19 protein-coding genes and 1 tRNA gene are annotated in these 19,320 nt (G+C 57.4%); 9 read left to right on the top strand and 11 right to left on the bottom strand.

The features are described from left to right. Positions 1-167: 167 nt before the first annotated feature. A complete protein-coding gene (gene mntR, locus EYC79_RS21390) occupies positions 168-617 on the top strand; it encodes a manganese-binding transcriptional regulator MntR (RefSeq protein WP_062440736.1) in 450 nt (149 codons plus the stop codon). A gap of 26 nt (positions 618-643) precedes the next feature. On the opposite strand, the gene EYC79_RS21385 is transcribed toward mntR, so the two are convergent. After that, on the bottom strand, positions 644-1,825 hold the full coding sequence (locus EYC79_RS21385; RefSeq protein ID WP_130979456.1) for a DUF1501 domain-containing protein: 1,182 nt from the start codon (positions 1,823-1,825) through the stop codon (positions 644-646). A 41-nt stretch (positions 1,826-1,866) separates the two neighbouring features. Beyond that, the gene (locus tag EYC79_RS21380) at positions 1,867-3,402 is read right to left on the bottom strand and encodes a DUF1800 domain-containing protein (RefSeq protein WP_245495338.1); all 1,536 of its coding nucleotides are present in this window, start codon (positions 3,400-3,402) and stop codon (positions 1,867-1,869) included. Between the two features lie 397 nt (positions 3,403-3,799). Between EYC79_RS21380 and EYC79_RS21375 the strand changes: the two genes are divergently transcribed. The 3 genes from EYC79_RS21375 to EYC79_RS21365 all read left to right on the top strand — a co-directional run bounded on the left by EYC79_RS21375 (position 3,800) and on the right by EYC79_RS21365 (position 7,376). Then, on the top strand, positions 3,800-4,591 hold the full coding sequence (locus EYC79_RS21375) for a hypothetical protein (RefSeq protein ID WP_130979455.1): 792 nt from the start codon (positions 3,800-3,802) through the stop codon (positions 4,589-4,591). Positions 4,592-5,329: 738 nt separating this feature from the next. After that, positions 5,330-5,734 carry a DUF2946 domain-containing protein gene (locus tag EYC79_RS21370; protein WP_112360160.1) on the top strand — a complete coding sequence of 135 codons (405 nt, stop codon included), beginning with the start codon at positions 5,330-5,332 and terminating at the stop codon, positions 5,732-5,734. A 193-nt stretch (positions 5,735-5,927) separates the two neighbouring features. Beyond that, the gene (locus EYC79_RS21365; RefSeq protein WP_112360161.1) at positions 5,928-7,376 is read left to right on the top strand and encodes a PepSY-associated TM helix domain-containing protein; all 1,449 of its coding nucleotides are present in this window, start codon (positions 5,928-5,930) and stop codon (positions 7,374-7,376) included. 33 nt (positions 7,377-7,409) lie between these two features. On the opposite strand, the gene EYC79_RS21360 is transcribed toward EYC79_RS21365, so the two are convergent. Genes EYC79_RS21360 through EYC79_RS21350 form a run of 3 tightly spaced genes read right to left on the bottom strand, consistent with a single transcriptional unit; the run spans position 7,410 to position 8,398 of the window. Continuing rightward, entirely contained in the window at positions 7,410-7,874 is a 465-nt protein-coding gene (locus tag EYC79_RS21360; RefSeq protein WP_245495337.1) for a GNAT family N-acetyltransferase, read from the bottom strand. 4 nt (positions 7,875-7,878) lie between these two features. Further along, positions 7,879-8,160, bottom strand: a complete 282-nt coding sequence (locus tag EYC79_RS21355) for a type II toxin-antitoxin system RelE family toxin (protein WP_112360162.1) — start codon at positions 8,158-8,160, stop codon at positions 7,879-7,881. Next, a complete protein-coding gene (locus tag EYC79_RS21350; protein ID WP_112360163.1) occupies positions 8,150-8,398 on the bottom strand; it encodes a type II toxin-antitoxin system Phd/YefM family antitoxin in 249 nt (82 codons plus the stop codon). Before EYC79_RS21350 ends, EYC79_RS21355 begins: the two co-directional genes overlap by 11 nt. Positions 8,399-8,693: 295 nt before the next feature. On the opposite strand from EYC79_RS21350, the gene uvrB reads away from it, so the two are divergent. Together uvrB and EYC79_RS21340 are read left to right on the top strand one after the other, a co-directional pair. Continuing rightward, positions 8,694-11,684 carry an excinuclease ABC subunit UvrB gene (gene uvrB / locus EYC79_RS21345; protein WP_130979454.1) on the top strand — a complete coding sequence of 997 codons (2,991 nt, stop codon included), beginning with the start codon at positions 8,694-8,696 and terminating at the stop codon, positions 11,682-11,684. An 82-nt stretch (positions 11,685-11,766) separates the two neighbouring features. Then, positions 11,767-12,714 (top strand): alpha/beta hydrolase, encoded by a 948-nt coding sequence (locus tag EYC79_RS21340; RefSeq protein WP_130979453.1) that lies wholly within the window; start codon positions 11,767-11,769, stop codon positions 12,712-12,714. 5 nt (positions 12,715-12,719) lie between these two features. Here EYC79_RS21340 and EYC79_RS21335 read toward each other — a convergent pair whose 3' ends face one another. Together EYC79_RS21335 and EYC79_RS21330 are read right to left on the bottom strand one after the other, a co-directional pair. Beyond that, positions 12,720-13,616: an SIR2 family protein gene (locus tag EYC79_RS21335; protein ID WP_130979452.1), complete on the bottom strand. Its 897-nt coding sequence runs from the start codon at positions 13,614-13,616 to the stop codon at positions 12,720-12,722. A 4-nt stretch (positions 13,617-13,620) separates the two neighbouring features. Further along, positions 13,621-14,712 (bottom strand): ParA family protein, encoded by a 1,092-nt coding sequence (locus EYC79_RS21330; RefSeq protein WP_130979451.1) that lies wholly within the window; start codon positions 14,710-14,712, stop codon positions 13,621-13,623. Between the two features lie 187 nt (positions 14,713-14,899). Here EYC79_RS21330 and EYC79_RS21325 point away from each other — a divergent pair, with 187 nt between their 5' ends. Further along, entirely contained in the window at positions 14,900-15,376 is a 477-nt protein-coding gene (locus EYC79_RS21325; RefSeq protein WP_062440716.1) for a PRC-barrel domain-containing protein, read from the top strand. A gap of 441 nt (positions 15,377-15,817) precedes the next feature. Continuing rightward, positions 15,818-16,369, top strand: a complete 552-nt coding sequence (locus tag EYC79_RS21320; protein WP_245495355.1) for a DUF922 domain-containing Zn-dependent protease — start codon at positions 15,818-15,820, stop codon at positions 16,367-16,369. Between the two features lie 104 nt (positions 16,370-16,473). On the opposite strand, the gene EYC79_RS21315 is transcribed toward EYC79_RS21320, so the two are convergent. From EYC79_RS21315 to EYC79_RS21300, 4 genes are all read right to left on the bottom strand, one after another. Then, the gene (locus EYC79_RS21315; RefSeq protein ID WP_062426650.1) at positions 16,474-17,076 is read right to left on the bottom strand and encodes a J domain-containing protein; all 603 of its coding nucleotides are present in this window, start codon (positions 17,074-17,076) and stop codon (positions 16,474-16,476) included. Positions 17,077-17,390: 314 nt separating this feature from the next. Further along, complete coding sequence (locus tag EYC79_RS21310) at positions 17,391-17,690, bottom strand: hypothetical protein (RefSeq protein WP_130979450.1); 300 nt, start codon at positions 17,688-17,690, stop codon at positions 17,391-17,393. A gap of 206 nt (positions 17,691-17,896) precedes the next feature. Beyond that, a complete protein-coding gene (locus tag EYC79_RS21305; RefSeq protein WP_130979449.1) occupies positions 17,897-18,379 on the bottom strand; it encodes a hypothetical protein in 483 nt (160 codons plus the stop codon). 331 nt (positions 18,380-18,710) lie between these two features. Next, positions 18,711-18,786 (bottom strand) — tRNA-Thr (locus EYC79_RS21300). 226 nt (positions 18,787-19,012) lie between these two features. Between EYC79_RS21300 and EYC79_RS21295 the strand changes: the two genes are divergently transcribed. After that, a complete protein-coding gene (locus tag EYC79_RS21295; RefSeq protein WP_130979448.1) occupies positions 19,013-19,246 on the top strand; it encodes a hypothetical protein in 234 nt (77 codons plus the stop codon). The last annotated feature ends 74 nt before the right edge of the window (positions 19,247-19,320 follow it).

Here is a 19,320-nt window from a genome sequence, read left to right as displayed (position 1 = left end):
GCAGCGGTTTTGCGATGACGAGATGCGACAGAACAAAGAACGAAAGCGTAAGGCGCGAATCTGAAGGATCGCGACACGCTTCAAAGCATGTCGCGCAAAAGTGCTCACCGGTTTGCGATAACGACACGCGACAAAACAAAGAACGGAAGCGTGAAGAGTCTCGACCGATGAAGCAGCCCATCCCCCATGAAAGCCGACTGTCTTCCACCGAGGTGGAAACGCATGCCGAAGCTTTTCAGAAAAGCCGGGAGGCACGTCGCAGCGAACTCATGGAAGACTATGTCGAGCTGATCGCTGACCTGATCGAGCATTCCGGTGAGGCACGTCAGATCGATATTGCCCAACGTCTCGGCGTCAAGCAGCCAACCGCCGCCAAGATGCTGAAGCGCCTTGCTGAAGAAGGACTGATCACGCAGCGGCGCTATCGCGGCATCTTCCTCACAGAAGATGGCCAGCAATTGGCCGAGCAGACGAGACGGCGCCACGAGATCGTCGAAGCGTTCCTATGCCGGCTTGGCGTCGATCCGGACACGGCACGGGCCGATGCCGAAGGAATTGAGCACCATGTCAGCGAAAAGACGCTGAAGGCGTTCCAACGCTTTCTCGAAAAAGAGTAGAGACCCCTGATCCGATCGAACGCCGCTCATATCTTGAGGTAGGCCGACGACCTGTCGAAAGACAGTCCCGGAAAAATACCATTGGTCAGGGCTTCGCTACCGACATCGAATTGACGATAGAGCATGGCGGCAGCAACTTCGCGCACGTCGCCCGTCGGCATCAGGTCGCGATCGTCCAGCAACTTGCCGTCACCCAGGCCCGGCCATTTGCCCAGAACACGACCACCCTGAATGCCGCCGCCTGCAAGAATGGCGACGCCGCCCGTGCCGTGGTCGGTTCCACCAGTACCATTCTCCCTCGCGGTGCGGCCAAATTCCGTCATTGCGAGGATCGTTGTCTTCTTCCACACATCAGGCCCAAGCGCATCTTTCAGCGTCGTCAACGCAATGGTCAGATCCTTCACGGTGCGGGCAAACTGCGCCTTCTGTCCCGCATGCGTGTCCCAGCCATCGACAGAAAAGCTGGCGATACGATAGTCCTCGCGCAGCATGCCGCCAGCAAGCTTGGCAATATCGCGAATGCCCTGCCCGCGCTTCTCATCCTGAAACAATTGCTCCGCCGCCATATCGGTGCGCAGCGCTTCGGCCAGCACCCGGCTGAACTCCGCGTCATTGGCATAGAGCCGCTTGAAGAAACCGACTTCATCGGCCGCCATGGTCATGTTGGAACTGGAAGCCCAGACATCCGCCTCGTTCGGCCCCGATAGAATGAGCTCCATCGATGTGTTGATATCGATTGCCTTGCGATCTTCAGATCGCGGGATGGCAGACAGCGCCCGGTTCAGCCAGCCGGTGCGTTCGCCATGCACCGCCTCCGCGCCGCTTTCGAGCATGTCCTGTCCATCGAAATGGCTGCGCTGGTCGCGATAGGGCGTTGAGACCGCATGGACGAAGGCCAATTCCTTCGCCTGCCACATCGGCATCAGCGCCTCTGCCGCAGGGTTCAGGCCGAAATGCCCGTCGAGATCGATCAGACCGTCATCGGGCTTCAGCGCCAATGTGGGGCGAAACTGGGCAAAGGCGGGATCGCCATAGGGCTGCACCAGATCGAGCCCGTCCATCGCACCACGCAGAACGATCGTCACGAAGCGGTTCTCGCCCGGCATTGCGGCAAAGCTGACCGGAGAGAAAGCTGGCACAGCGGCCGCACAGCAAGCGGTCATCAAGAAGCCGCGGCGGCTCAACATCATATCCTGAGAGAAGGCCATGTCCTATCTCCTGTTAAATTCGGGGGAAGACAGCGCCAGCGTCAAACCACTGACCCGGTTCGGCGCCCAACCACACGGATCGTGTCGTCGCGCGCCTGATCGGCCAGCGACACTTCAAGAAGCTTTTTCGGCTCCATATCCTTGCCGAGCGCGCCGGATGCCTTCCGCGCCCAGAGAATGCGCTCGCTCATCTGGCTGGGCGAAAGCCACGAGGCAACGCCCTCCTCGAAGCCCGCGGGGCTCGGGGGCTGCCACACCGGCTGGCCCATGCGGCGAAGGGCTGCCACCGTCAACGTCCGGGCAAGACTGGCCTTCGGCTTCGGCAGTTGCGCCGGATCGGAGGGCATCGCTGCTTTCATTTCCGCAGTCGGCTTCTCCATCGCCATCTGCGCGCCGTCGCCTTGCATGGCGGGCGCCATGTCATCGCTTGCGCTCTTCAATGCCTGCTTGGCCGCAGCCGCGACAGGCGTATCGAAGGGCGTGTAGCTATCATCACCATCCGGAGACATGCGCTCGCGCCAATTCTTCCTGGTGATGCCAAAAGCGCGAAGTCCGGAGACGACATAGTCGAAAGGCAGCTTCATCTTGGCACCGGGCTCCTGCCAGGCGCGCGGATGGTTGAGCATGGCGGCATAGACCTTCGCCAGATTGCCGTCGCTCGCCTTCCACTCTTTGACCATCGCGGCAATCACATCCGGCGGCGGATTGTCGGCGATGAAGTGGGCCACGAGTTTGCGGCAGATATGCTGCGCCGTTTCCGGGCGGCTTGCCAGATCATCCAGCATGACGAGACAGTCATCAGCCGATCGCGGGTCGCCACCGTAGTTGACGCCGAGCACCTTGATCTCTCCAGGTTCTGCCATGCGGGGGCGAAACATCATCTCGTAATGATCGTCCACGGTCATGCCCGTCAGCACCAGCGCCGCAGAGCGCACATCGGTTTGCGTATAACCGCTGCCCGCACCCATCGTGTGCAGCTCGATCAACTCGCGCCCGAGATTTTCATTCAGACCCTTCTTTCGATTTGTCGCCGCTGCCGATTGCGGGCCAGTCGATTGCGCCTGATCGAGATAGATCAGCATGGCCGGATGCAGAACCGATGCCTGCAACAGATCGCGAAACGATCCCGCAAGATGTGGGCGAATGGCTTCGACCTCATAGAGCGGCGTGATCATCCGCATCGGGAAGGATTTGTGCGCATTGACGGAGAAGTGGTCGAACCAGAAGGCCGAAAGCCTCTCGTGAAACCCATAGGATGAGAAGGCCGCCTGAAGCACCCGGGCAAGACTATCGCGTTGAAAGCTCTGCTCCGCCTTGCGCTGCAATTGCTGGCGCGCCGCGCGATCAGTCTCGGCATCATTGTCTTTCTTGGCGATCTTCAGCGCCTCAAACCCCTTGGCGAGGTCGTCTGCCCTTTGCCGCGCATCAAAAGCACCGCCAATTGGAAAGAAGCTTTCCTTCAAAGGCGCATCCACGAGCTGCACCAGCAGATCGTCCGTGTTTCGGCTGAGTATCTGGTCCGGCGCAAGACCGTAACCATAGCGGATCGCCGCCATCGTTGGAGAAAACGGAGCCATGCCTGCCACTCCTGCCAACTATCGAGAGCAGCAGAATCCCCGTCAATTCGGGCAAAAAACGTGCAGAATGGCGGCATTTTGCCGACATGGACAATTTGTAATCCGTGCCAAGGCAGTAGCATTGGCGCAGGATTGCTCGCCAATGCGATGCATTTAGCCTGAGAGACCTGCCCTCACCGTCTACGCAGACGAAACACCACGCGCCGATACTGTTGTCACCTGCGCCGAGCAGTGAATCGACAACGGTGACGTTGGAACTCGAAGCGGTTTCAGGGGTGAGGCTCACAGGTTGAATGCGGCTTGACCAGACTTCGGCGAAGGTGGAGAATCGCTGAAGCGAGGGCGCAAGGGCGGTCCAAACAGCGCGATCAACAACAAGGCGAAGAAGCGCAACGCGATGGCAGTGAAGTTCGGTCTCTTGTGCCTAGCGGCAACACTAACTTTTTTTTCCCTCGCCTACGCGGATAACGTTACTTGCCCGCCATCAATCAAGCCGAGCAATCCGATCAATCAAAGGGATTACCGGGGTCGCGAGCTATCCAAAGAATACTTCTTCAACGCGTCAGGAACTTGGCTCAAAGTGCCGCTGGGCCACCTAAGCCCGTGGTATGGTGCCCCTTTGGAGGACATCACGCCTGCAACGCCGGGTGCTAGTGAAAAGCGTATGGGTACAGGGATCAGCTACGCCTTCTGGATGCCGACATTGCGCTGGCCAGAAAGGGACACGCTCTCAATAGCGTCCTCGCGCTTCTGCGAGAATGGAAGGAAGATGCCGGAGGATGGCGATTTCATCGTCATTGCTTCAATCGAAAACCCATGGTTGCCTCTTTCCACGTCTCCACTGAGAGACCGTCTCCCAGCGGAGCGCCTTGAAAACACCAAGAAGAACCTCGGTGCCGAGTTCTCTGGCACGAAATATGACCTCAATTACTATGACGGATCAGAGGAAGCACCATTTGATCACTTTTTCTCCGGCAGCGAGCCGTCGGTAATCTTGCAGTGCGCTAAGGCCGAGCGCGTGCCAAACCCTATCTGTTTCGGTCACGTGTGGTGGAGTATGGAAAACCTCGGCCTAACTGTGCAATTTTCCCTCTTAGACCTACCCCGATGGCGCGAAAATATCGACGCGGCCTACGAACTCGCTCATCGCTGGCGCAAAGCGGCGAATAATGGAACGGTGGCAGAATGAAAGTCCGGCACGACTCAAAAAGGGGACGTTCCGCTTTCCTCACGCTCCCTTTTCTTTATCCATTATTGCTAGGTCCGCTCGCTGGGTGCACCGATAGGGCAATACTGGCAGAGTCATGTGGTATGATTTGGAATGACGCCTGGCGAAAGGCCAAGCAGGGTGACCCTGCCGCGCTAGAAAGACTCTCAAGCGAGTTCTTAATCGGGCTCTTGGATCCACCTGGACCCGACCCACGCAGTGGCAGGTCCGCCAAAAAACAGTCTCATGCGCTGGTTCTAGCCATCTACGCTGCCGACCGCGGCGCTAAGATGAACCTGGACATAATAGTGCGCGAGTTCGCCGCACAACCCGATCCCATCTACATCGATGTAACCAGCGGCCGGATCACTTACAAACGTCTGTCAGAGAGAGGCAAATCTCGTGATCTGCTCCGCCTCTGCCGGAATGGTGATACCCAAAGATGCGTCGCAGCAGTCAAACGGAGTGATCTCATTCCATCACCTGATCGATATGCGAGCGCAATCGATCGCGAACTTCAGACTGAACCTGTGTCATGTTTCCGCCCCTACATATAATCGTAAGAAAGCCAAGGGGCGCTTGATTTCTGATGGATTTGGCGTGGCCAGCCGACATTAACCCGCCCGCACAGGCCTGAGACACGTATTCCCCTGCCACACGCATTCCCCTGCCGCCTTTGTCGCAGTGACATCGTGGCGAAACTGTGCCACTGGATTTGCCATGAAGCTTATTCGCAGGATCATGCAGGATCGCAGTTCGGCTGGCGCTGTCGCAGTGCTGGCCCTGCTGCTTTTTCTGCTGCAGGGCCTTGCGAATGGCGTTGCCCATGGCAGCATGGCGGCCACGGCGCTTGCGGCCGATGACATCATCTGTGCCGCTCATATGCCGGATGCCGGTACGCAGAAGCAATCGCCTGCGGAGAAGCTCGCCAATAGCTGCTGCGGCACCCTCTGCCGCCTTGCCTCCACATCCTTTACCGCCCTGCTCGCAAGCCCGACAGAGATCGCCGGGCGCATCGTTCCGCATGTTCACGTCACCTTGTGGCGCTGGACTGAGAACAAGATCGCTACGCCGCCAACGCGCGAGCAGCAGCCACGCGGCCCTCCATCTTTGTCTCACGCATGATCCGGCGCCCTTCTCCCGAACAGGGGAAGGCGCGGAGCACAATCAGCCTCCTTGCTGGCCACGGGCGTATCGCACCGAAATTGCCTCAAATGCTCACGGCGATTTTTGCGATCCGACCTCTGTGTTGAAATCTCCAGCGGGTACGTCGCCGACAGGATAGATGCGACTGCCTGCACCGTTTGCGGAGCCAATAATGTCCATCAGCAGCACCTCCCTGGGTGAACGCGTGAGCGCGCCGTCATCGCTCAATCTCTATCGCGCCGTCTGGCGCTGGCATTTTTACGCCGGTCTCTTCGTCCTGCCATTCCTGATCACGCTCGCCATCACCGGCGGGCTTTATCTCTTCAAGGATGAGCTGGATAATGCCATCCACTCCAACCTGAAGCGGGTGGACATGGTGGAGAACGCAAGCGCTGCCCTACCCTCCACCATCATCGCCAACGCTGTGGCGGCTGTAACTGGCACCGCCGTCAAACTCACCAAACCCGCCGATCCCGGCGCCTCAACGGAAGTCACCGTCAGCACGCCGGATGGCAAGCGCGCCGTCTATGTGAATGGCTATACGGGAGAAGTCCTCGGCTCCCTGCCGGATCGCGGCACCGTCATGTGGACGATCCGCACCCTCCACAGCCTCAAATATTTCGGCACCTATGCCCGCTACCTGATCGAGATCGCCGCTGGCTGGTCGATCCTGCTGGTCGCCACCGGCATCTATCTCTGGTGGCCGCGCAACCAGACCGGCGGCGTGGTGTCGGTTCGCGGCACGCCGAAGAAGCGGGTCTTCTGGCGGGATATGCACGCCGTTACCGGCATCTTCGTCGGCGCGTTCATCGTTTTCCTCGCCATCACCGGCATGCCGTGGTCCGGCGTCTGGGGCGCGAAGGTCAATGAATGGGCCAATGGCAACAATTTCGGTTATCCGGCAGGCGTGCGTGTCGATGTGCCAATGTCGGGCGACAGGCTCAACGATGTGTCGAAAACCTCATGGTCGCTGGAGCAGGCAAAGATACCGACCTCCGAAGGTCACGATCATGGTCAGCACATGGAGCCCTCGCCCGCCATGCCCATGGACCACACAGGCATGTCCCCCGATCACGCCGACCAGATGCCAACCCCCATCGGTATCGACAAGGCCGTCGCGCGCTTAGATGAACTCGGCCTCGCAGCCGGTTATGCAGTGGCGCTCCCGACAAAGCCGGAGGGCGTCTACAGCGGATCGGTTTACCCTGATGACCTTTCCAAACAGCGGGTCATCCATCTGGATCAATACAGCGGGAAGCCGCTCATCGACATGCGCTACGCCGATTACGGGCCGCTTGGCCGCGGGCTGGAATGGGGCATCAATGTGCATATGGGCCAACAATTCGGCCTTGCGAACCAGATCGTGCTGGCGCTTGCCTGCCTCGCCATCATCCTGCTCGCCGTGTCCGGCGGCGTCATGTGGTGGAAGCGCCGCCCGAAGGGCTCGCTCGGTGTTCCACCCATGCCGCAAAGCAAAGGCACGCTTTACGGGCTTGCCGCTATGCTCGCAGTGGGCGGGATCATCTTTCCGCTGGTCGGCGCGAGCCTGATCGTCATGCTTTTCCTGGATCTCGCGGTGCAGAAACTCGGACAGCGAAGAAAAACCGCCGCAACATCCTGAACCGATTCTGGCTCGAGTGACGACAGATAAGCGTCACCCGAGTCTATATGCCTTGCAGACACGATCGTCCGTCGTGCGATAGGTGCGAAACCCGATGGCTTCGTAATAGGCCTGCCCCATATCATTATCGGCGCCAATACTGGCGTCGATATCCTTCAGACCGAAGGCCTCCGCAGCCTCGAGTGTTGCCCTGAACAGCGCCTTACCGGCACCCTTTCGTGCCGCAAACGGGCTGACATGCGTGCCGATAATGCCCCAGCCTTCTGCAACGCCGTATGGATTGCCGGCGGCGGTGGCGAGCTTCAACGACTGGAAGCCGAGAATGCGCCCGTTCTCATCCACCGCAACAGTGCAAGCAATCCGGTCGGGGTCCGAAATATAGGTGTTCGTGACAGTCTCGACATCCGTCGGCGTCTTGCGCAGCCCCGCCGCAAAAATCTCGTTCTGCACCGCCGCCATTCCCTCGGCATCATCTATCGTTGCGGGACGCGTGATCATGGCACTACCTCTTTTCTGCAAGCTTATAGACTTGACCGCGATCCCGCCGCCCGACAGCAACGACAAGAACCAGAACCTCTTTGTCTCTCACTTCATAGACCAGCCTGTATCCGGCACCACGCAGTTTGATCTTGTAACGGTCCTGATGTCCTGAAAGCTTTGCGGAAGGGACGCGCGGGTTTTCCAACCGTTCGGCCAGCTTCTTCTTGAAATGCTCGCGCGTATTGCTGTCGAGCTTTTGCCATTCCTTCAAGGCGGCCTCTACGAAGCCGAGTTCATAGCTCACTGAGCTTGACCCTGATAACCTTGTCATCCGTCCGGGCATCGGCGAGCCTATTGAGCTCAATGTCGTCAAGCCGTTCCATCATGGCCTCGTAGACCTTGGCAGGTACGCAATAGAAAGCCGGCTCGTTGCGGTTCAAGATGGCGACGGCGGCACCCTCGCCAGCTGCGACCGTTCCCATAGGGTTTTTTTTCAGCTCCGATACGCTGGCCGTCATTTCAGCCAAAACAACATGTGCCATACGACATCTCCAAACCTGTTGAGAGTGCTTACAATAGCACCCACAACAGGTCTTTCAAGCACCTAGTGCCAAAAAGAGCAATGGTGTGCTGACCGCGAGCAAGCAGTTTGGATGTGAACCAACCAATCTGAAGCATCCTTAAGGCAGACCAGCAACAGCGCTGACCGGCCAGGGAACGAAGCCCTTCGCCACCTTCAATCGCGCAGAACCAGCGACCTCAACACGTTGCCTCTTTGTACTCATTTTTTCACTCGCACCTCTTCCTTTTGGGGTTTAAGCGCTCCATATTCTGCCCATGGCCAGATCACCGAAAAAATCCTCCGAAAGCTCCCACTCCAATGGTTTTGACGAGATGCCCCAGGCGTCTTTCGAAGGCGCTCCCCTTTCCGGCTCTGTTGCTGACTGGGTGAAGCAGCTTGAGGCGGAAGCCGAAGCGACCTCCGTGGAGACCCAGCGCGAAGTCGCCTCCAAGGCAGGCAAGCATCGCAAGAAGATCGAAATCGAAGCGCGCAAGGAAGCCGAAAAGGCTGCCGCCAAGGCAAGCAAGACGCCGACGGCGTCCAAAACCTCGCGCGGCGTTTCCATCGGTGGCTCGTCCGATCCGAAGACGCGCGCCGCCGCTGGCCTCAACCCGGTGGCCGGCATGGATGTCTCGCTGGAAGACGCCAAGTCGCTGGCGCCCGGTGCGGTTACGGCCACCGTGGATGCGCTCTCCAAGCTGATTGAAAGTGGCAACCCGCTGTTCAAGGACGGCAAGCTGTGGACGCCGCACCGTCCTGTCCGCCCGCCGAAATCCGAAGGCGGCATCGCTATCGAAATGGTCACAGAGTACAAGCCCTCCGGTGACCAGCCCACCGCGATTGCCGATCTGGTGGAAGGCATCAATTCCGGCGACCGTTCCCAGGTGCTGCTCGGCGTCACAGGCTCGGGCAAGACCTTCACCATGGCCAAGGTCATCGAGGCGACGCAGCGCCCGGCGGTCATCCTGGCGCCAAACAAGACGCTGGCCGCCCAGCTCTATTCCGAATTCAAGAACTTCTTCCCCAACAACGCGGTGGAGTACTTCGTTTCCTATTACGATTACTACCAGCCGGAAGCCTATGTGCCGCGCTCCGACACCTATATCGAGAAGGAATCCTCGATCAACGAGCAGATCGACCGGATGCGCCACGCCGCCACCCGCGCGATTCTGGAGCGAGACGACTGCATCATCGTCGCCTCCGTCTCCTGCATTTACGGTATCGGCTCGGTGGAAACCTACACCGCCATGACCTTCCAGATGCAGGTGGGCGACAAGCTGGACCAGCGCCAGCTATTGGCCGACCTGGTGGCGCAGCAATACAAGCGGCGCGACATGGATTTCCAGCGCGGCTCCTTCCGCGTGCGCGGCGATACGATCGAGCTTTTCCCCGCCCACTTGGAAGATGCCGCCTGGCGCATTTCCATGTGGGGAGACGAAATCGAGAGCATCACCGAATTCGATCCGCTGACCGGCCAGAAGACCGGCGATCTGCAATCGGTCAAGATCTACGCCAACTCGCACTATGTGACTCCGCGTCCGACGCTGAACGGCGCAATAAAGTCGATCAAGGAAGAGTTGAAGCATCGTCTGGCCGAGTTGGAAAAGGCGGGCCGTCTGCTGGAAGCGCAGCGCCTTGAACAGCGCACCCGCTACGATATCGAAATGCTGGAAGCCACCGGCTCCTGCAACGGCATCGAAAACTATTCGCGCTACCTGACGGGCCGCACCCCCGGCGAGCCGCCGCCGACCCTGTTCGAATATATTCCGGACAATGCCCTGATCTTCATCGACGAATCCCACGTCACCATTCCGCAGATCGGCGGCATGTATCGGGGCGACTTCCGCCGCAAGGCGACGCTGGCCGAATACGGCTTCCGCCTACCCTCCTGCATGGACAACCGCCCGCTACGCTTCGAGGAGTGGGACGCAATGCGCCCACAGACGGTCTCCGTCTCCGCCACGCCCGGCGGCTGGGAGCTGGAGCAATCCGGCGGCGTCTTTGCCGAACAGGTCATCCGCCCGACGGGTCTTATCGATCCGCCGGTGGAAGTGCGCTCCGCACGCACGCAGGTGGACGACGTTCTCGGCGAAATCCGCGAGACCGCCGCCAAAGGCTACCGCACGCTCTGCACCGTGCTGACCAAGCGTATGGCGGAAGACCTGACCGAATATCTGCACGAACAGGGCGTGCGTGTGCGCTACATGCACTCCGACATCGACACGCTCGAGCGTATCGAAATCATCCGCGACCTGCGTCTCGGCGCCTTCGACGTGCTGGTGGGCATCAACCTGCTGCGCGAAGGTCTGGACATTCCCGAATGCGCCTTCGTTGCCATTCTGGATGCGGACAAGGAAGGCTTCCTGCGTTCCGAAACCTCGCTTGTTCAGACAATCGGCCGCGCCGCGCGTAACGTCGATGGCAAGGTCATCCTCTATGCGGACAACATCACCGGTTCGATGAAGCGGGCGATGGAGGAAACCAGCCGCCGCCGTGAAAAGCAGATGGCCTATAATGAAGAACACGGCATCACGCCGGAATCGGTCAAGGCGAAGATCTCCGATATTCTTGATTCAGTTTATGAACGCGACCACGTAAGGGCCGATATTTCCGGCGTTTCCGGCAAGGGCTTTGCGGATGGCGGCCACCTCGTCGGCAACAATCTCCAGGCGCATCTCAACGCCATGGAAAAACAGATGCGCGATGCCGCAGCCGATCTCGACTTCGAGAAGGCCGCTCGCCTGCGCGACGAAATCAAGCGCCTCAAAGCCGCCGAACTCGCCGCCATGGATGATCCGATCGCGAAAGACGAAGCACGATCACAAGAGGGCGGAAGCAGGTCCAGAAAAACTGGATCGAGTGCCAGCCGCGGGTCGATCTCCCCTGTTGAGGGCCAGATGTCCGGCAGTACAGAAGGGGGTAGCCCGAGTACACCGGAAAAATCCCTCTTCGCCAAACCCTCGCTGGACGACATGGGCCCTGGCACAGACATGGTGAAGCCGCTGTTCCGCAAGAACACGCTGGATGAAATGACCGTCGGCCGCACGGAAAAACCCGTCCGCGGCGCGACACCGGAAAAACCAGCAATAGAATCCGGCAAGCGCTTTTCGCCGCTTCTGGAAGGTCAGCCGGAACGCGCCACCGGCGACAAGGACGATCCACGCCCGCTCAAGCGCGGCAAAGTCGGCGTCGGCTCCTATGAAGACCCCGGCGAACAAAAGCGCAAGGGCCGCACCAAGGGCAAGACAGGCAGACCGGGGCAATAGCCCACGCACAGACAGAACGCGGGAACTTTCAAGCGCGCGACGGCATTCCCGTTGCGCGCAATGAAACGGGGGGAGAAGCGACATGCGGCTGCACCACCTTGCTCTTTCGGCCCTGGCCTTCGCCTGCTTCGCCTCGCCTGCCTTCGCCGGCACGCTGGCTGACGCCACCTTTCACAGCAACGCGCTGAACGCCGATCTCCTGGTGAACATCTATCGCCCGGATGGCGAACCGCCGGAAAATGGCTGGCCGGTGCTCTATCTGCTGCACGGCCATGATGGCGACCAAAACAGCTGGCGCGACCTCGGCAATATCGAAAAGACGCTGGACGGCATGATCGCCGCTGGTACCATCCGCCCGCTGGTCGTCGTCATGCCGGGCGTGAAGAACAGCTGGTATGTGAATTCCGCTGCCGTCGATGGCCCCGGCGATTATGAGACCGCCATCACCGGCGATCTGCGTGTCCATGTCGAAAAGACGCTGCCGGTGCGCAAGGACAGGCAAGGCCGCGCCATTGCAGGCCTCTCCATGGGCGGCTTCGGCGCGCTGCATCTGGCCTATGCGCATGAAGATCTTTACGCCGCCGTCGCCAGCCTGTCGGGGGCCATCTGGCAGAACGTCCCCGCCTCCGATCTCGACAAGACCCCCGCCGAGTTGAAACTCATCCAGGACAGCGCCTTCTTCCACCGCGTCGATCGCGCCACCATCACCAGCGGCATCGTGCTGCCCTCCACCGGCGACCACTTCTCCGGCGCCTTCGGCACGCCCTTCGATGCAAGGCTCTTCAACGAAAAAAACGTCTTCACCCTCGTCGCCCAGCACATCGCCGAATCCCAGGACCTCCCGGCCACCTACCTGACCGTCGGAGACGACGACGGCTTCTACCTCTGGCGCGGCGCAGTCGCCCTTCACGAGACCCTACAGGCCGACAACCGCAAATCGGAATTGCGCATTACCGATGGGGACCATGTTTGGTCGTTGTGGAGGGTGTCGATTATCGATGCTTTGAAGTTTGTGGATGATTATTTTTGAACTACTCAGGACTGGCTCTGCACCCGAGAAAGCTGATTTTTCATTTCTGTGTAGATTTCATTGCGTCGCTTGTGCATCAGCTGTGCCAACTCTCTTAGGTGAGTAGGCAACAGTAAATGATCATCACGCGCATCATATTTTAACGATATTAATTTTCTTAGTTTCTGGTTGATATCCGTTATTCTTTGCGAGCCACCTTCAGCAGCAAAAATATAATGAGGCCGTGCTTTTGGATATCGAAACGCGTAACCTTCCATCAGACCTACTATGGCTGGATCGTCCATGGAAAAGCCGACAAAGAGAAAGGTATAATTTAGAAGAAGACAGTCCATAAAATTATTATACGCAGGATTCTCGAAAGCGGACCTCACATACTGAGACCGAGAAAAAACAATATTATCCGAGTCATCAATGCTACCATGTATCTTTACTATATAGCGCCGAGAATTTTCCTTTAGTATGGAGAATACTTTATCTTGAACCCCTGATATTACAATAGGATAGTGTGTTGAGTCACCAAACTTATTGTCCCAAGCAGTTTCGAGCAACTTATCGAAGTTTGTCGTAATAATTATTCTTTGATCGAGTAATACAAGGCCCTCATGTAGTTTTGAGGGTTTAGCGCTTTGACCGTATTCATCAACAATCAGCTCGTTCCATTTGTCGCCCAAGGACTCCTGAAGAATCTCAGAAGCAATAAGATAGTCCTTCCCAGCTACGAGGTTTTTTACCTCCTGAGACGAATCAACATCCAGCATAGTAGATGCAAATTCTAGAAATGCAGGCCAACCTCTCATCTTCTGGCCGCTATTGGTGGGCGCGCTAGAGGATACGCCCGCTCCCAAGAACAGCACAACTTTTTGTCTAGCAAGATCATCGACGAGGTCGTTATTAAAGTTCATGAGTTCACGCCGACACTATGTTACTCAGAAATTTCTCAGCGATATCTCGGTATATTTCCCGAGCTTGTTTTCTCAGCTGTATATACCCTCCACCGGCGGCGACGTTAAGCAATGGTGTATTTTGACTTTGTGACATAGGGGCAAGGCTACCTAGGTGGCGAACTTCCCCTAAGTGAGGATTTATATTTCCCTTAGTATAGAATGGCGAAAGGCTTTTCTCGATCTCTGCAGGGATATTTTTGTTGATCTCTTGATAAGCTTGAACAATTCTCTTCGTTTGACCACCATCTTTATCGTCATCAGACTTAGTAAAACCACGCTCTTTGTGCTGCTGAGTGACATAGCCGATGAATTTTAGACTATGATCGCGTTCAAACTCTGGCAACTCGCTGGGGTCTTCCGCAATGCTGATGCCGGACTGTAGCTCACGACGCCAAACTGAGACGGTCTGACCAATATTCCTAATCGCCCATATCGAAAAAATATCGATCGCCATAGGAACCACAAAGTAGTCGACAGCTAGCAGTATAGAACGATTAATAGCGCCCAACGAGGGACCCATATCAAACAGTACGAAATCATAATTTAGGTCTTTAGCCTTCTTAAGCAGGTCAAAGAAAACAAATGTAGTCTGAATACCTCGCATTCCGCCGGCCTTGGCGTCTCTCCAGTCTTGAGCAAGAAGGTCTTCTTGCAGAGCAAGCCTAGGATCACCAACAACTAAATCGAATCCAAACTTCTCGGGCTTTATGATCGGGAGATTGGAACTGTAGCCCTTCCCCAACGCTAGAGGCCGTATCACGCTGTAAACCGACTGGGGATCCGCATCTGAGTAAAGCTTCAGGGATTCTTCATCTCCCAGTGCGTACTGCGTCAGATTACATTGGGGATCACAATCAACAAGAAGAACGCGCGCTCCGAAATTCAATGCAAGCTCGGCTCCCAGATTTGCGACCAAAGTCGTTTTGCCAACCCCACCTTTGTTGTTGAAGAAACAGACGGCATGTGGCCCAGCTTTTTTGGCGGTGTCAAAGACGACCTTCTGCTCCTCTGTAAGTGGTAAACCTACGCTAGCCCTCGTTCGCCTCTTCTCCATAAAACCCTCATATCGTTTCCAACACAGGCTGAGCCGAACACGACAGCCGACTCGACCAGCACAACTTCATACAGTTCAACGCTACCTTAAGACGATCTAATCGTCCATTACAGTGTGGAACCAAAATCGCCCCCACCCGTTCTTCCCCCGAACAAAATGTTCAGCATACAAAAGGGAAGAAACATTCATGAAAAACAAGGTTTTCGCACTCGCTGCCGTTGCAGCTCTGACCTCCTCCGTCGCTTTCGCCCAGACTGCTGCACCTGCCGCTCCGGCTGCCACTGCACCAGCCGCTGCCGGCGCTGATGCGATGATGTCTGGTCCAGGCTTTACCATGGGTACGAAGCCAGCTGGCCCGCTGAAGTTTGTCAACGTGCAGAAGACCGACCTGACCGCTGATCAGCTTGAAGGCATGAACATCTACAATGCCCAGAACGAAGAAATCGGCGAAATCGAAGACGTCGTGATCGGCGATGGCAAGGCTGTCATCGGTATCGTTGCCAGCGTCGGCGGCTTCCTCGGCATCAACGAGAGCTATGTCGTTCTTGACCCGACCTCCGTTGCCATCAACAACGACAATGGCACGTGGAAGGCTCACGTCGACACCACCAAGGAAGCGCTGCAGAACGCGCCGAAGCTGGACTACGACAAGCTCGACGATTGATTGATCGCACGCGCCCTCGGGCGATCGATCAACGGCCCCTGCGCTCTACGCGCAGGGGCCTTTTTCATGCGCGATTGAGACCTCGAGTGTGGAGTCATGATCGCGTCCCATGCATTGCGGCGTACCGGTTGTTTCGGGCTTCCGTGGAGGGAGATCATCCCGAGAGCCACATGCGGTGTGCGAGGGCAAACCACGTACAGCATCGGCCCCGAAAATCGGACTCGATTTTCAGAAAGCACGATGCGTCGATTCAAAAGAAACGCGTTCTTTGTGCCTCCAATAGGACGCACGGCACTTTAGCACCAAGCGCATCCGCAAGCCGCTTGCCCGCTGACCATCACTTCGCTTATCGTCCCGTGAATGATCAATAGGACTTTCCGCTTGCCCAGTTTCCGCCCCCTCGCCGCCCTTGCGGGCTTTTTCCTGGCATCTCTGATACCCATGGCGGCGCAAGCCCAAACCGCGAACTGGCAACCCTCCGAACAGATCAAGACCTATGCCATATCCGGCAGTTCCGGCATCGAGCTCTATCGATCCATCGGCGAACGTGGGCCACAGGCCGGTGTCCAGGCCGTTGCCCACACCACCTTCAAGCTGACCTGGCGGCGCGATTACCGCCCGCAACCGGATGGCGCCTGCATCCTGGCGACCGCGCGACCCAACCTGACGATCATCTACACATGGCCGAAGGCGCCGGCGAAACTTCCGGCGGATGTTGCGGCCAGCTGGCAGCGCTTCATTGCCGGCGTGGAAAAGCACGAACGCGTGCATGGCGAGCATATTCTCGACATGGTGAAGAAGATCGAGGCCTATAGCGTCGGCCTGCGGGCGGAAGACGATCCGAAGTGTCAGAAGGTGCGCGCCGTCTTACAGCAACGGCTGAAGGAGCTTTCAGACGAGCAGCGCCAGCGCGGGCGGGATTTCGACAAGGTCGAACTCACCAATGGCGGTGCGGTGCATCAGCTCATTCTCGCACTGGTCAACGGTCCCTGAGGAACGTCCGGCGGAGGCCGTCGTGGTTCAAATCTGAACATGAATCGCAGACCGCAGGCATCCACATGGCCGGGCATGGCACCGCTGCGCTTGGGCGAACGACGTTACTCCGCCGCCTCGCCTTTCAGCACAGGCTCGGCCAAGATTGCCCGTTCCAGTTCATAGGAATAGCCTTCCAGCATCGTATAGGCCTGTTCGATGACCTCGATCTGATGCTCGGCATTGCGGATCGCTTCGGCAAGTGACTGGCTGCGCGCGCGCAGCATGGAGCCCAGCACATCCGTTTCCGGCTTCATGCCAAGCCGGTCCATATGCTTGCGCACGCGGGTGCGATGGCGTTCTAGCTCGAGAATATGAAAGCGGCTCTTGAGAATATCGTCGGTCAGCTTGCGCCGCATGGCGGCGACAGGATCGAAACTCCCCGGCTCGCGCTCATCGAGAATGAACTCGTTCACCAGCGTTTCCAGCATCAACAGGCCCTTCAAATCCTTCGGATCGGCCAGTTGCGGATCATAGCCGGTATCGTCGAACACCTTGCGGCGCACCGGGTCCTTCAACAGATCATAGGCCAGTTGCAGCTTGGCGAACTGGTCGGCATCCCCGCCGCTGTCCGGATGGGCATTCTTCGCCGCCTTGCGATAGGCAGCCTTGATCGCAGCCTCATCGGCCTCGCGCTCAACACCCAGCAAAACATAAGGATCGATCACCGAAACACCTGTACTCGCATTACCGAAATCCGCCTCTGCGGGTGATACCACGCACAAGGGCTGGCGGGATCATACGCAATTTTCATCAGCCACGGCACCCCTCGCCTGCGGTTTTGAACGTAAAACGCCAAACCACGGAAGAGCGCGCAGCAACTGAAACGGCGCGCCGAAGCCCATCACCCGCAAATTTGTCCGGCGCGTGACCATGATAGGCGAAGGAGGGACAAAATTGTGGAAAGCCCGGCAATAAAGAAATCAGGAGCAATGGGAACGGCAACGCAAGGACGAAGTCTGACGGACCAAATTGCAGACGCTCATTCGAAAACAGCAACAGGCACGCGCTTTTTGCCTCGCATGGTCGCCCAGATAGAAAGCCCGATCCCGACGAACAGCGTTTCCATAAAGGTCCCGGCGGGCGCAATATGGTACGCGAATACGGTGATGGTGCTGACAAAACAAATGGCGATCGCCAGAACCGAACATAGGAGAATCACGAGGAAACGGAGCCATCCCGCATAGCGGTGCATAGCGATACGCTTTGAAAGCTGAAAAGGCAGCAGCCAGCAGGCCAGGTAAATCAGCCCCCAAACGATCACGAAAGCGGCTTCGAACATTCTCTTCCTCCAGGCGACGACAGCGAGGCCTATTCTATGCCTGCGATTGAAACATCCGGCCAGAGGCGTGCGAGATATTGCAGAGTTCAGCGTCTCTTGCGTTAACTCGATGACGACGTGCAGCATGGAAACAAACCACGCCAGACCGCCACTGCGAGAAAATGCCGAGTCAGCCAGATATGGCTTTCTGGCTCGGGTTCTGTCGCTTATTTGCAATCCCCTGGCACAACGGAATAGGCATCGGCGCCACCGTCCCATGTGTAAGAATATATAATCTTGGTTGCTCGACCCGCGTCTAAATCCGGCTTCCAAATCTGGCAAAGCCCTTGCAGGTTCTTTTGCTTCACCGCGGAAACTTTGAAGTCGGGCGGGATGGCACCCACCAATCTGAAGCGGTACTCGACACCACTGGGTATGATTTTCGTCGCCTCGTGGATGGTGAAATCATCAAGCTTTCGCGGCAGGCCATCGTTTAAAGCGGCGTCCTGGATCGCGGGTTTGATCAGATTGCTTGTCAGGGGGACAGAAACCGCAACCGCAATCCCAGCCGCGTACCTCCACGCATTCGTAAACCCCCATCGCTTCAGAATGACACCGAGCAGACCACCAACCAGTCCAAAGAGGCCGCCGAAAATCGCGCTCAATGCAATGCTTGGCAAACCCGCAAGAAAAACCAGAAATTCGCCCATCACTCAGCCCTCATGAGATGAGTGACGATAGGGCATACGAAGAGACAATGAAAGGATCCCTCGCCTGGGCGATGGGCGTGAGCTAGGTCGAAGCGTCGAAGCAAGCGCTGCTCTTAACTGGTGCCGTAATGAAGGCGTTGCAGCGTGTCTACGCCGAGCGCGCACGACAGCAAATGAATGCAGGGTGATCCATTTTCGTGTTGCATGTCGCAGTCCATGTTGCGTGCGACAGCCGTGGGCAGACGGACAAGCCCCGCAAACGTAGAGACCTGCTTTGCAACACAATGCGACATGTTTTAGGGAGGAAACGGCTTCAAGCCGTTGATTTTACTGGTGCCCCCGGCAGGGTTCGAACCCGCGACCCCCTGATTACAAATCAGGTGCTCTACCAACTGAGCTACAAGGGCAAACCAGTGCCGCCGAATTATCAGATTCCCCCTCTATGTAAAGAAGAAATTTGTTCGTCCAGTCAAAAAGGGAAGCGCTCTGTTTGATTGATGGGGCCGGACAAACCTTTTCACCCAGACAGCCTCCACCGGTTCTCCAGGCAAAAAGCTTGCGCTGCTGGAAAAAGTGTGGCTCTGACAACCGCACTGAGGCTGAGCATCAGCCGGAACGAACAGGAGCATGACGATGAGCGAATTGACGGTAGCGGACGCGACAGATCGCATTTACGAATCGCTGCGCGCAGACAATGCCGATATCGATCTGCACATCGCCAACCTGAAGGCGGCGCTGAAGCACGCGGGCTTGAAGGAAGCGACCTTCGACGCGTCCAAGCTTTCGCACAACAACCGCTCCGGGCGGAAGTTGATGCAGGCCTACTTCCGCCAGCGCGGCGTGACGGTGAAGTTCGAAGGCGTGTAAAGCGCCTTAGGCTCGCTCCTTTCGGGCTGAAACCTCGACGATCTCGATGATCGGTTTCGGCCCGGACATCCATA

Source organism: Agrobacterium cavarae (assembly GCF_004310285.1).
Taxonomy (GTDB): domain Bacteria; phylum Pseudomonadota; class Alphaproteobacteria; order Rhizobiales; family Rhizobiaceae; genus Agrobacterium; species Agrobacterium cavarae.
The sequence above is the reverse complement of the archived record's forward strand: the minus strand, read 5'-3'. Positions and strand labels throughout refer to the sequence as shown.

Bases quoted from the DNA above. Each gene is read 5' to 3' on its own strand.
- mntR (WP_062440736.1), top strand. From the start codon at position 168: ATGAAGCAGCCCATCCCCCATGAAAGCCGACTGTCTTCCACCGAGGTG.
- EYC79_RS21385 (WP_130979456.1), bottom strand. From the start codon at position 1,825: ATGGCCTTCTCTCAGGATATGATGTTGAGCCGCCGCGGCTTCTTGATG.
- EYC79_RS21380 (WP_245495338.1), bottom strand. From the start codon at position 3,402: ATGGCTCCGTTTTCTCCAACGATGGCGGCGATCCGCTATGGTTACGGT.
- EYC79_RS21375 (WP_130979455.1), top strand. From the start codon at position 3,800: ATGGCAGTGAAGTTCGGTCTCTTGTGCCTAGCGGCAACACTAACTTTT.
- EYC79_RS21370 (WP_112360160.1), top strand. From the start codon at position 5,330: ATGAAGCTTATTCGCAGGATCATGCAGGATCGCAGTTCGGCTGGCGCT.
- EYC79_RS21365 (WP_112360161.1), top strand. From the start codon at position 5,928: ATGTCCATCAGCAGCACCTCCCTGGGTGAACGCGTGAGCGCGCCGTCA.
- EYC79_RS21360 (WP_245495337.1), bottom strand. From the start codon at position 7,874: ATGATCACGCGTCCCGCAACGATAGATGATGCCGAGGGAATGGCGGCG.
- EYC79_RS21350 (WP_112360163.1), bottom strand. From the start codon at position 8,398: ATGGCACATGTTGTTTTGGCTGAAATGACGGCCAGCGTATCGGAGCTG.
- uvrB (WP_130979454.1), top strand. From the start codon at position 8,694: ATGGCCAGATCACCGAAAAAATCCTCCGAAAGCTCCCACTCCAATGGT.
- EYC79_RS21340 (WP_130979453.1), top strand. From the start codon at position 11,767: ATGCGGCTGCACCACCTTGCTCTTTCGGCCCTGGCCTTCGCCTGCTTC.
- EYC79_RS21335 (WP_130979452.1), bottom strand. From the start codon at position 13,616: ATGAACTTTAATAACGACCTCGTCGATGATCTTGCTAGACAAAAAGTT.
- EYC79_RS21330 (WP_130979451.1), bottom strand. From the start codon at position 14,712: ATGGAGAAGAGGCGAACGAGGGCTAGCGTAGGTTTACCACTTACAGAG.
- EYC79_RS21325 (WP_062440716.1), top strand. From the start codon at position 14,900: ATGAAAAACAAGGTTTTCGCACTCGCTGCCGTTGCAGCTCTGACCTCC.
- EYC79_RS21320 (WP_245495355.1), top strand. From the start codon at position 15,818: ATGGCGGCGCAAGCCCAAACCGCGAACTGGCAACCCTCCGAACAGATC.
- EYC79_RS21310 (WP_130979450.1), bottom strand. From the start codon at position 17,690: ATGTTCGAAGCCGCTTTCGTGATCGTTTGGGGGCTGATTTACCTGGCC.
- EYC79_RS21305 (WP_130979449.1), bottom strand. From the start codon at position 18,379: ATGGGCGAATTTCTGGTTTTTCTTGCGGGTTTGCCAAGCATTGCATTG.
- EYC79_RS21295 (WP_130979448.1), top strand. From the start codon at position 19,013: ATGAGCGAATTGACGGTAGCGGACGCGACAGATCGCATTTACGAATCG.